Source organism: Kutzneria chonburiensis, from assembly GCF_028622115.1.
Taxonomy (GTDB): domain Bacteria; phylum Actinomycetota; class Actinomycetes; order Mycobacteriales; family Pseudonocardiaceae; genus Kutzneria; species Kutzneria chonburiensis.
Map to the genome: position 1 here is coordinate 925697 of NZ_CP097263.1, position 10882 is coordinate 936578.

Genomic DNA, 10882 nt, shown 5'->3' on the forward strand with positions numbered 1-10882 from the left:
CACGTTCTCGTTTTTGCGGCAAGATGAAGGCATGAGGCTTGGACTGCAACTCGGCTACTGGACCCCGGTGCCGGCCCCCAACACTCCCGAGCTGGTCGCCGCGGCGGAGCGGTCCGGCTTCGACTCGGTGTTCGCCGCCGAGGCGTGGGGCTCGGACGCGTTCACCCCGCTGGCGTGGTGGGGTTCCCGCACGTCACGGCTGCGGTTGGGCACCTCGGTGGCCCAGCTGTCGGCGCGCACGCCGACCGCGTGCGCCATGCACGCCCTCACCCTGGACCGGCTCAGCGGTGGCCGCTTCATCCTGGGGCTGGGCGTGTCCGGGCCGCAGGTGGTGGAGGGCTGGTACGGGCAGCCGTTCGGCCAGCCGCTGGCCCGGACCAGGGAATATGTCTCGATTGTGCGGCAGGTGCTGGCCCGCGAGGCGCCGGTCGTCAACAACGGCCGGCACTATCCGCTGCCGTACCAGGGGCCCGGGGCGCTGGGGCTGGGCAAGCCGTTGAAGCCGATCGCCCATCCGCTGCGGCCCGACGTGCCGATCATGCTCGGCGCGGAGGGGCCCAAGAATGTGGCCCTGACCGCGGAGATCGCCGATGGCTGGCTGGCCATCTACTACACGCCGAGGCTGGCCGCGATGTACAACGAGTGGCTGGACGAGGGCTTCGCGCGGCCGGGGGCGCGGCGGTCGCGTGAGGAGTTCGAGATCGTCGCGAGCTGCCAGATCGTGCTCACCGATGACCGTGCGCGAGCCTTGCAGGCGATGAAACCCGTGCTGGCGCTGTACATCGGCGGCATGGGCGCGGCCGGCATGAACTTCCACGCCGATGTGTTCGCCCGTATGGGCTATGCCTCGGAGGTCGCCGCCATCGGCGAGTTGTTCCGGGCCGGTCGCAAGGACGAGGCCGCCGCCGTGGTGCCGGATGCCCTGGTCGAGGGCATCGCGCTGATCGGCTCCGCCGAGGAGGTGCGAGCCCAGGTGGCCGAGCTCGAGCGGGGCGGCGTGACCACCCTGCTGGTCGGCTGCGGCAACGTCGAACAGGTCGAGCAGCTGTCCTCGGCCCTTGTCGGCGAAGTGGAACACGTTCTAGATTGAGGCGTATGACGGCGCCTGGACTTTGGCACATCGCGGCTGCGGAACCCGGGTTGACGGCGGTGGTCGACCCTGACGGCGGCGAGGTGAGCTACGGCTCGCTCGCCGCTGCGGCGGATCGGTACGGGCGGGGGTTGCAGGCCATGGGCCTGCGCCCTGGCGACAGTGTCGTGGTGTTGCTGCCCAACGGGTCCGACCTGATGGCGATGTACTTTGCCGCCATGCAGACCGGGCTGTACATCGTGCCCGTGAACTGGCATCTGGTCGGTCCGGAGATCGCGTATCTGATCTCCGACTCCGGCGCCAAGGCTTTCGTCGCCTCTTCCCGCTTCGCCGAGGCCGCCGCCGTCGCCGGCGAGTCGCTGCCTGCTTCCGCACGGTTCTCGGTGGGGGAGATCCCCGGCTTCCAGCCGTTGTCCTCCCTTGGCGCGTCGGAACCCGTTGGCCGGCCCGACATCCGCACCGCCGGCGCACCCATGCTCTACACCTCCGGCACCACCGGCCGGCCCAAGGGCGTCCGCCGGGCTTTGACCGGGGCCGATCCCGACGACGTGCCCGCCGCCGGCATCTGGTTCTTCGGCATCTTCGACCTCAAGCCGTTCGACGGGCACGTGCACCTGTGCGGTTCGCCGCTCTATCACACCGCCGTGCTGAACTTCGTCGCCCTGTCCATCCAGTTCGGACACACGGCCGTGTTGATGGACCGTTGGGACGCCGAGGAGATGCTTCGGCTGATCGCCAAGTACCGCGTCACCCACAGTCACATGGTCCCCACCCAGTTCCGCCGCCTGTTGGCCCTGCCCGAGGACGTTCGTTCTTCTTACGACGTCTCTTCGTGGCGGGCCGCCATCCACGGCGCCGCCCCGTGCCCGCTCGAGGTCAAGCGCCGCATGATCGAGTGGTGGGGGCCGGTCGTCACCGAGTACTACGCCGCCACCGAGGGCGGCGGCACCGTAATCAATTCCGTCGACTGGCTCCGCAAGCCCGGCTCGGTCGGCCTCCCTTGGCCCGGCTCGGTGGTCAAGGTCCTCGCCGACGACGGCTCCGAGCTCCCCGCCGGCGAGATCGGCACCGTGTACATGCGCATGGGCGCTTCCACCTTCGAGTACTACAAGGACAAGGCCAAGACCCAGGCCGGCCGCGTCCGCGACCTCTTCACCCTCGGCGACATCGGCTACCTCGACGAGGACGGTTACCTGTTCCTCTGCGACCGCAAGGCCGACATGATCATCTCCGGCGGCGTCAACATCTACCCGGCGGAGATCGAGGGCGAGCTGGCGTGCCACCCCGCCGTCGCCGACGTCGCGGTCTTCGGCATTCCCCACCCCGATTGGGGCGAGGAGATCAAGGCCGTCGTCCAGCCCGTCGACGGTGTCTCCGGTTCCCCCGAGCTCACCGCCGAGCTGCTCTCGTACCTCGCCACCCGCCTCGCCAAGTTCAAGCTGCCCCGCACCGTCGACTACGCCGCCGAGCTCCCTCGCGACCCCAACGGCAAGCTCTACAAGCGCCGCCTGCGGGACCCGTACTGGGAGGGGCAGGAGCGCGCCATCTGAACCCCCGCGAGTCCCGCTCTCAGACACACCGAAACACGCTCTCACGCACATTCGATGTCACATGCGCGTCATACTTGCCTCCCTGAGGCACCTCCGGACCGCATGTGCCAGGGGAGAGGGGCGGGTGCCTCCTTGGCGTCGGCGCTGGGGAACAGGCGCATTCCGTGGTGGGCCTCGTGGTTGCGTCGGATGCCCGCGCCGCGCGGTCGGCACATGGTGCCTGCAGTCCCCCTTTCGACCTCGAAGTTGTGGACCGTCTAGTTCCGTCCCGATCAACCTGACGCGCCGGATCGCCCAGGTCGCGTCGACCGTGGTCGGCGCGACGGCGCGACGGCGCGACGGCGCGACGGCGCGACGGCGGGGCGGTTGGGCGGCGGCTGGCCACGGCGCAGCTGGAGGGACCCGATGGCTGTCGGCGGCGAGCAACGCCGTGAAGGGCGCAGATCCCTTGTCGAGGCGAACTTCTCTGCCGCGGACATCGAGCTGGCGCTCGAACTGCTGCCCCTGGCCGACATGGCATGGCACGACTGCTACGGCCCGAGCGTGCTGGAAATGCCCACGCCGGTGCTCGACGACGTGCGGCTCCTCGCGGCGGGTGATCTCGCACGACTGATCCGATTCGGGCGAACGGCTGTCCGGGATGTCCGAATCGCCGCGGACAACGAGCGCGCGACAGCTCCGTAAATCTCCACCAGTCCCGCTCTCGGACTACCACGGGTCGAGTTGATGTTCGCCAGAAAACGTGTTTCGGTGTGACGGAGAGCGGGACTCGCGGGGGTTTACCTGCCCTGGAAGTCGGGCTTGCGCTTGGCGGCGAAGGCGGCGGGGCCCTCCTTGGCGTCGGCGCTGAGGAACACGCGCATTCCGTGCTGGGCCTCGATGGCGAAGGCCTCGTTCTCGGGCATGGCCTCGGTCTCGCGGATGGTGCGCAGGATGGCCTGCACGGCCAACGGTCCGTTGGCGGCGATCATGTCGGCGAGTTCCAACGCCTTGGTCAAGGCCTGTCCGTCGGGGACAACGTGACCGATCAAGCCGATGCTCAACGCCTCGGCGGCGGTGATGTGCCGGCCGGTCAGCAAAAGATCGGCGGCGACGGTGTACGGGATCTGGCGGGGCAGCCGGACGGCGGAGCCGCCGAGGGGGAAGAGGCCCCAGCGGGCTTCGGAGACGCCGAAGCGGGCGCTCTCGCCGGCCACGCGGATATCGGTGGCCTGCAAGATCTCCGTGCCGCCGGCGATGGCCGGCCCCTCGACGGCGGCGATCAGCGGCTTGGTCAGCCGACGGCCCTTGAGCAGGGGCTCGATGACGGACAGGTCCCAGCCGCCGCCGGAGAAGGAATCGCCGGGATGGCTGGTGGTCATGGCCTTGAGATCGGCCCCGGCGCAGAACGCGCCGCCGGCGCCGGTGAGCACACAGACCCGGACGCTGTCGTCCGAGTCGACGCGGTCCCAGGCCTCGCGCATGATCGCCATCATCGGGCCGGACAGGGCGTTGCGTGCCTCCGGGCGGTTCATCGTCACCACCAGGACCCCGCCTCGTTGGTCTACCAGGCAGTGCTCGGACTCCTGCGTCGCCGTCATCAAGCCTCCCAGGGGATTGCCCAAAACAGTAACACGTTCTAGTTTGCAGGGGTGGCCCTGAACATCGCAGACCTCGTGGAGCACGCAGCCGATCTCGTCCCCGAGCGTGCCGCGGTGATCTGCGGCCAACGCCGGGTGACCTACGCCGAACTGGACGAGCGAGCCAACCGGCTGGCCAACCACCTGGCCGCCGCCGGCGTGCGGCCGGGCGACCACGTCGGCGTCCACTCGCGGAATTCCATTGAGATGGTGGAAAGCATGCTCGCGGCCTACAAGCTGCGGGCGGTCGCCATCAACGTCAACTACCGGTACACCAGCGCCGAGCTGCGCTACGTGTTCGACAACTCCGACCTCGTCGCGCTGGTGCACGAACGCCGTTACGCACCGTTGGTGGCCGAGGTGCTGCCGGACGTGCCGCGCCTGCGCCACGTGATCTACACCGACGACGGCTCGAACGAGAACGTGTCCTATTCCGCCGTCGAGTACGAGGCGGCGCTGGCCGGCGCGAGCCCGGCCCGGGATTTCCCCGAACGCAGCCCGGACGACATCTACATCCTCTACACCGGCGGCACGACCGGCTACCCCAAGGGCGTGCTGTGGCGGCAGGAGGACGTGTGGCGCGTGCTCGGCGGCGGCATCGACTTCATCACCGGCGTGCCGGTCGAGGACGAGTGGCAGCAGGCCCGGCAGGGCCAGGCCTACGGGCTGGTCCGGCTGTGCGCCCCGCCCATGATCCACGGCGCCGCGCAGTGGGGCGTGTTCGGTGCGCTGTTCACCGGCAGCACCGTCGTGCTGCTGCCGCAGTTCGACGCCGACGAAATCTGGCGGGCAGTGCAGCAGCACAAGGTCCAGGTGATGATGATCGTCGGCGACGCCATGGCTCGGCCGCTGATCGAGTCCTATCGGGACGGTTCGTACGACGCGTCCTCGCTGGCCGCGATCTCCAGCAGTGCGGCGCTGTTCTCCAAGGCCGTCAAGGAGGAGTACGTCGCCGCCTTCCCCAATGTCGTTATCACGGACGCGATCGGCGCGTCCGAGACCGGCTTCACGGGCATCGGTGTCGTGCAGAGCGGGGCGCCGCAGAACGGTGGCCCACGGGTGAAGGCCGACCCGGCCAGCGTCGTACTCGGCGACGACGGCCGACCGGCCCCGCCCGGCGTGATCGGGAAACTGGCCCGTGGCGGGCACATTCCGCTCGGCTACTACAAGGATGAGGCAAAGACCGCGGCGCTGTTCACCGAGGTGGACGGCAAACGCTATGCCGTGCCAGGGGATTTCGCGCGTCTCGAGGAGGACGGCACCGTGACCCTGTTGGGGCGCGGCAACATGTGCGTCAACACCGCGGGGGAGAAGGTGTTCCCCGAGGAGGTCGAGGGCGTCCTCAAGTCGCATCCCGACGTCTTCGACGCGCTGGTGCTCGGCATCCCGGACGAGCGGCTCGGTCAGCGCGTCGCCGCCGTCGTGCAGACGAGGTCGGGGCGGACACTGTCCTTCGACGAGCTCGATGCCCATGCACGCCAACAGATCGCTGGTTACAAGGTGCCGCGTAGCATCTGGCTGGTCGACGAGATCAGCCGGCTCCCCAGCGGCAAACCCGACTACCGGTGGGCGCGGGAGCTCGTCGCCGAACGCGCGCCATCGGTCGAGGTCCAGACCACCGCCGGGCTGGGAGGCTCTCGTGCGCACGGCACTGTGTGACCGGTTCGGCATCGAACACCCGATCTTCGGCTTCACGCCGTCCGAGCACGTCGCCGCGGCGATCAGCCGCGCCGGCGGGCTGGGTGTGCTGGGCTGCGTCCGCTTCAACGACCCGGCCGAGCTGGACGCCGCGCTGACCTGGATGGACGAGAACACCGACGGCCGGCCGTACGGTGTCGACGTGGTGATGCCGGCGAAGATCCCCACCGAGGGCACCGCGGTCGATCTCGACGCCCTGATTCCGCCCGGGCACAGGGATTTCGTCGATCGGACCTTGATCGAGCTCGGCGTGCCGCCGCTGGATTCCCACGGCGCCGGCGTGTTGGGCTGGCTGCACTCCGTTGCACGGTCCCATGTGGACGTTGCCCTGCAACATCCGATCCGCCTGATCGCCAACGCCCTCGGCTCGCCGCCGGTCGACGTCATCGAACAGGCGCACCGCCATGACGTGCCCGTCGCCGCGCTCGCCGGCAAGGCCGAGCACGCCCGTCGGCACGTCGACAACGGCGTGGACATCGTTGTGGCGCAAGGCTACGAGGCCGGCGGGCACACCGGCGAGATCGCCAGCATGGTGCTCGTGCCCGAGATCGTCGACGCCGTCGGGGCCGACGTGCCCGTGCTCGCGGCCGGCGGCATCGGCAGCGGCCGCCAACTCGCCGCCGCCCTCGCCCTGGGCGCGTCCGGCGGTTGGCTCGGCTCGTGCTGGCTGACCACCGCCGAATACTCCGTCGGCCTGCCCGTCTCCGCCACCCAGCAGGCGTTGCTCGCCGCCGGCTCCAGCGACACCGTGCGGACCCGGATCTACACCGGCAAACCGGCACGGCTGCTCAAGACCCGGTGGACCGAGGCGTGGGCCCGGCCCGACGCCCCCGAGCCGCTGCCCATGCCGCTGCAGAACCTGCTCGTCGCCGACGCCCACCAGCGGATCGCCAGTTCCGGCGATCCCAGCGTCGTGTCCATGCCCGTCGGCCAGATCGTCGGGCGGATGAACGAGATCCGTCCCGTCGCCGCTGTCATGGCCGACCTGCTGCGGGAGTTCGACGAGACCCTCACCCGGCTGGACAAGCTTCGTTAGCGGCTGGCCACCCAGTCCGCCAGCCGCTCGAGCGACTCCCGGCTGTGCGGGTCGATGCCGCGACGCGAGCGGCCGAACGCGTACACCCTCGTGCGGCGCTCCTCGTCCCCGTCCCGCCAGAGCAGCGCGCTGCCTTCCTGATCCACGCCCGTCACCGCGTGCGTCGGGATCGACACCGTCCTCACCCATCCGCGCACCCTGACCGTGTCGGCCGTGCAGTCGACGCCACACTCCGTGCCGCGCACGCTCAGCGTGATCGCTACCAGCAACGCCACCACCAGCAGCGGAATCCGCAGGCCGCCGCCGACCACCGGCCCCGCCAGGATGAACACGCCGAACGGCAGTAACCAGCTGAGCACGATCGTCGCCACCTGCGACAGGGCGGTCATCCGAAGTCTCAGCGGCACGGGACCTGATGGTATCCGGAGGGGGAACCCGCTGGTCTAGACGGGGGTGGCGGCCAGGGCGGAGCCGATGTGGCGGAGCTGGGTGGTGGCGCCGCCGAGGGCGAACTCATGGCGTTTGGCGGCGGTGAAATACCTGTGCAAAGAGTGGCTGAGGTCGATGCCCATGCCGCCATGGACGTGCACGGCGGTGTGGGCGACGTAGTGGCCGCCCTCGGCGGCCCAGAACTTGGCGGTGGCGAGCTCGGTGTCGCACGGCAGCCCCTCGGACAGGCGCCAGGCGGCCTGCCACAAGGTGAGCCGGATGGCCTCGACCTGGATGTACGCGTCGGCAAGCCGCTGGGTGACGGCTTGGAAGCTGCCGATGGGGCGGTCGAACTGCTGCCGGGTACGGGCGTACTCGGTGGTCAGCTCCAAAGCCCGTTCGACGACGCCGAGTTGAAGGGCGCAAAGGCCGACGATGCCGCGCTGGAGGGCGTAGGAAACGGCGGCGCCGGGCAGGACGCGGTCGGGACCGAGGTGCACGTCGGAGAGGTCGAGCAGGCAGGAGTCGCCGTCGACAACGGACTGCGGCAGCACGGCGGCCTCGTCGGCCTGCACGATGAACAGGCGCAAGCCGTCGGAAGTGCTGGCGGGCACCAGGAAGACGTCGGCGGGGGAGACCAGGGACTTGGACCCGGTCAGCCGCCAGCCGGAGGAAACCTCCGACGCCCGCGTAACCGGGGCCAGGGGATCGTCGTTGTTCTCCTCGGACAAGGCGACCGAAAGCACGATCGACCCGGTCAGCGCCGGCCGCACCCAGCGGTCGACGTGCTCGGCCGTGCCGAACCGGGCCACCGTCGACGCACCCTGCACGATGGACGGCAGGTATGGCGCCGACGACACGGCACGGCCGAGTTCGACCAGCACGCTGCACTGCTCCAACAGCCCGAAACCGTTGCCACCGGCCGATTCCGGCAAGGCGGCGGCCAGCACTCCGGACGCCGCCAGGTCCGTCCACTGTGGATGCTCACGGACCATGGCGGCCAGATCCCGCTGCGCTTCCGACAACTCGAAGTCCACCGGAGGTTCCTTTCAGCGCCGGCCGACGGGCAGGCCGAGGCCCACCGCGGCGATGATGTCCCGCTGCACCTCGTTGGTGCCGCCGCCGAACGTCAGGATCAGTGACGACCGATGCATCCGCTCGATCCGCCCGTGCAGCAGTGCGCCCGGGGATCCCTGGCGCACCACGGCGTTCGTGCCGAGCACCTCCATCAGCAGCCGGTACGCCTCGGTGGCGAACTCGGTGCCGAACACCTTGGTCGCGGACGCGTCGGCCGGGCTGGGCGACTGCTTGACGCCCCAGGCGATCCGCCAGTTCATCAGCTTGAGGAACTCGGCCTTGGCGTGCACACGGGCCAGGTGCAGCTGCACCCATTCCTGGTCGATCACGCGGTTGCCGTCGGGCAGCTTGGTCCGCTGCGCCCACGCGGTGACCTCGTGCAGTGCGGTCAGAACGGGCGCGGCCGAGGTCAGCGCGACCCGCTCGTGGTTGAGCTGGTTGGTGATCAGCGGCCAGCCCCGGTGCTCCTCACCCACCAGCGCGGAAGCAGGCACGCGCACGTCCTCGTAGTACGTGGCGCTGGTGGTCGGCCCGGCCATGGTGTGCACGGGCGTCCAGCTGAAGCCCTTCGCGTCCGTCGGCACGATCAGGATGCTCAAACCCTTGTGCTTGACCGCATCCGGATCGGTACGGGCCGCGAGCCAGACGTAGTCGGCGTACTGGATCAGGCTGGTCCACATCTTCTGGCCGTTGATCACGTAGTCGTCGCCGTCGCGCACCGCGCGGGTCCGCAGCGACGCGAGGTCGGTGCCGGCGCCGGGCTCGGAGTAGCCGATGGCGAAATGCACCTGCCCGGCGGCGATCCGGGGCAGGAACTCGGCCTTCTGCGCGTCGGTGCCGAAGCGCATGATCGTCGGCCCGATGGTGTTCAACGTCAGGAACGGCACCGGCACGCCGGCCGCGGCCGCCTCGTCCAGGAAGATCAGCTGCTCCAGCATGGACCGGTCCTGGCCGCCGTGCTCGGCCGGCCAGCCGATCACCAGCCAGCCGTCCCGGCCGAGCTGCGCGACGACCTCCTTGTAGGCGACGCCGTCGCCGTACTCGCCGCCGGTGGTGGCCAACGCCTCCCGCCGGTCCGGCGTCATCAGCTCCGCGAAGTACGCCCGCAGTTCGGCGCGCAGCCGCTCCTGCTCGGGGGTGTACGCGATCCGCATCCGCGGCCTCCCGGCTCGGCGAGGTGGAACGTGTTCTAGTAACCGTAGCACGGTGTTACCGTGAATCGCGCCCAGCTGATGCGACGGGAGGCGGTCATGGTGATCGAGGTCGACCGGACCATGTGTGAGGCCAACGGCCGGTGCGTTGCGGCCGCGCCGGACGTGTTCGAGCTGGACAACGACGAGGAACTGGTGATCACCGAGCCGTCGGCCGGCGACGAGGTGGCGCGCCGGGTCGCGGTCGCGGTGGCCAGCTGCCCGCGCAACGCGCTGCGCGTGACCGGCTGAACGGTCTTGCCCAGAACGAGAACAGATTCTAGTGTGGCCCGAGTAACACTGGCGGCAACGAGGAGCGGCGAGTGGACTTGGCGGGCAAGGTCGCGATCGTCACCGGTGCGGCGGCCGGACTCGGCCGGGCCGAAGCGCTGGCGCTGGCCGCGGCCGGCGCGTCGGTGGTGCTGGGCGACGTGGCCGACGCATCCGGTGTGCTGGACGAGATCGAGGCGCTGGGCGGCAAGGCCGAGATCGTCCCGGGTGACGTGGCCGAGCGGTCCACGGCCGACGCGCTCGTGCAAGCGGCGGTGGAAGGCTTGGGCGGCCTGCACATCGTGGTGAACAACGCGGGCGTGCTGCGTGACCGGATGTTGTTCAACATGTCCGACGAAGAGTGGGACACGGTGATCCGCGTGCACCTGCGCGGCCATTTCCTGCTGTCCCGCAACGCCTCGGCCTACTGGCGGCAGCAGTCCAAACAGGAGGGCCAGCCGGTGTACGGCCGGCTGGTCAACACCTCGTCGGAGGCGTTCCTGCTCGGCTCCGAAGGCCAGCCCAACTACGCCGCCGCGAAGGCCGGCATCGTCGCGCTCACGGTCGCGACGTCACGCGGCATGGCCCGCTATGGCGTGAAGGCCAACGCGATCTGCCCGCGCGCCCGCACGGCGATGACCGCGGGCGTCTTCGGCGACGCGCCGGAGGGCGAGGATCCCCTTTCCCCGCAACACGTCGCGCCGTTCGTCGCCTATCTCGCGTCGCCGGCCGCCGACCACATCAGCGGGCAGCTCTTCGTCGTGCACGGCGGCATGGTGGCGCTGATCGCCGCCCCGTCGGTCGAGCAGACCTTCCACGCGGCCGACGGCGACTGGGCCGCGGTCGGCGGCTACTTCGCCGACCGGGATCCGGCGCGAACCTTTGCCTGCACCGAAGTTATGACCCTCGGTTAGGAGACGGCC

At 69.8% G+C, this 10882-nt stretch carries 11 protein-coding genes; 7 read left to right on the forward strand and 4 right to left on the reverse strand.

Annotated elements, in window-relative coordinates; all coding sequences use genetic code 11:
* Window positions 1-31 precede the first annotated feature (31 nt).
* The 3 genes from M3Q35_RS04440 to M3Q35_RS04450 all read left to right on the forward strand — a co-directional run bounded on the left by M3Q35_RS04440 (window position 32) and on the right by M3Q35_RS04450 (window position 3324).
* Window positions 32-1090, forward strand: coding sequence for an LLM class F420-dependent oxidoreductase (locus tag M3Q35_RS04440; RefSeq protein ID WP_273940317.1), 1059 nt, complete (start codon window positions 32-34; stop codon window positions 1088-1090).
* 5 nt (window positions 1091-1095) lie between these two features.
* Window positions 1096-2640, forward strand: a complete 1545-nt coding sequence (locus tag M3Q35_RS04445) for an acyl-CoA synthetase (protein WP_273940319.1) — start codon at window positions 1096-1098, stop codon at window positions 2638-2640.
* A 405-nt stretch (window positions 2641-3045) separates the two neighbouring features.
* Window positions 3046-3324 (forward strand): hypothetical protein, encoded by a 279-nt coding sequence (locus M3Q35_RS04450; protein ID WP_273940320.1) that lies wholly within the window; start codon window positions 3046-3048, stop codon window positions 3322-3324.
* 95 nt (window positions 3325-3419) lie between these two features.
* Here M3Q35_RS04450 and M3Q35_RS04455 read toward each other — a convergent pair whose 3' ends face one another.
* Window positions 3420-4220 (reverse strand): crotonase/enoyl-CoA hydratase family protein, encoded by an 801-nt coding sequence (locus tag M3Q35_RS04455; RefSeq protein WP_273940321.1) that lies wholly within the window; start codon window positions 4218-4220, stop codon window positions 3420-3422.
* A 51-nt stretch (window positions 4221-4271) separates the two neighbouring features.
* Between M3Q35_RS04455 and M3Q35_RS04460 the strand changes: the two genes are divergently transcribed.
* A complete protein-coding gene (locus M3Q35_RS04460; protein ID WP_273940322.1) occupies window positions 4272-5918 on the forward strand; it encodes an acyl-CoA synthetase in 1647 nt (548 codons plus the stop codon).
* Complete coding sequence (locus tag M3Q35_RS04465) at window positions 5899-6993, forward strand: NAD(P)H-dependent flavin oxidoreductase (RefSeq protein ID WP_273940323.1); 1095 nt, start codon at window positions 5899-5901, stop codon at window positions 6991-6993. Before M3Q35_RS04460 ends, M3Q35_RS04465 begins: the two co-directional genes overlap by 20 nt.
* On the opposite strand, the gene M3Q35_RS04470 is transcribed toward M3Q35_RS04465, so the two are convergent.
* The 3 genes from M3Q35_RS04470 to M3Q35_RS04480 are packed head-to-tail and all read right to left on the reverse strand — an operon-like array spanning window position 6990 to window position 9653.
* Window positions 6990-7400: a hypothetical protein gene (locus M3Q35_RS04470; RefSeq protein ID WP_273940324.1), complete on the reverse strand. Its 411-nt coding sequence runs from the start codon at window positions 7398-7400 to the stop codon at window positions 6990-6992. The two genes, M3Q35_RS04465 and M3Q35_RS04470, sit on opposite strands and share 4 nt — an antisense overlap.
* Window positions 7401-7436: 36 nt before the next feature.
* The gene (locus M3Q35_RS04475) at window positions 7437-8459 is read right to left on the reverse strand and encodes an acyl-CoA dehydrogenase family protein (protein ID WP_273940325.1); all 1023 of its coding nucleotides are present in this window, start codon (window positions 8457-8459) and stop codon (window positions 7437-7439) included.
* A 12-nt stretch (window positions 8460-8471) separates the two neighbouring features.
* Entirely contained in the window at window positions 8472-9653 is a 1182-nt protein-coding gene (locus tag M3Q35_RS04480; protein WP_273940326.1) for an acyl-CoA dehydrogenase family protein, read from the reverse strand.
* Between the two features lie 60 nt (window positions 9654-9713).
* On the opposite strand from M3Q35_RS04480, the gene M3Q35_RS04485 reads away from it, so the two are divergent.
* Together M3Q35_RS04485 and M3Q35_RS04490 are read left to right on the forward strand one after the other, a co-directional pair.
* The gene (locus M3Q35_RS04485; RefSeq protein ID WP_337960563.1) at window positions 9714-9941 is read left to right on the forward strand and encodes a ferredoxin; all 228 of its coding nucleotides are present in this window, start codon (window positions 9714-9716) and stop codon (window positions 9939-9941) included.
* A 71-nt stretch (window positions 9942-10012) separates the two neighbouring features.
* On the forward strand, window positions 10013-10873 hold the full coding sequence (locus M3Q35_RS04490) for a 3-oxoacyl-ACP reductase (RefSeq protein WP_273940327.1): 861 nt from the start codon (window positions 10013-10015) through the stop codon (window positions 10871-10873).
* Window positions 10874-10882: the final 9 nt, after the last annotated feature.

Excerpts from the sequence above, each read along its gene's own strand:
- M3Q35_RS04450 (WP_273940320.1), top strand. The coding sequence starts at position 3,046 with ATGGCTGTCGGCGGCGAGCAACGCCGTGAAGGGCGCAGATCCCTTGTC.
- M3Q35_RS04445 (WP_273940319.1), top strand. The coding sequence starts at position 1,096 with ATGACGGCGCCTGGACTTTGGCACATCGCGGCTGCGGAACCCGGGTTG.
- M3Q35_RS04480 (WP_273940326.1), bottom strand. The coding sequence starts at position 9,653 with ATGCGGATCGCGTACACCCCCGAGCAGGAGCGGCTGCGCGCCGAACTG.
- M3Q35_RS04440 (WP_273940317.1), top strand. The coding sequence starts at position 32 with ATGAGGCTTGGACTGCAACTCGGCTACTGGACCCCGGTGCCGGCCCCC.
- M3Q35_RS04455 (WP_273940321.1), bottom strand. The coding sequence starts at position 4,220 with ATGACGGCGACGCAGGAGTCCGAGCACTGCCTGGTAGACCAACGAGGC.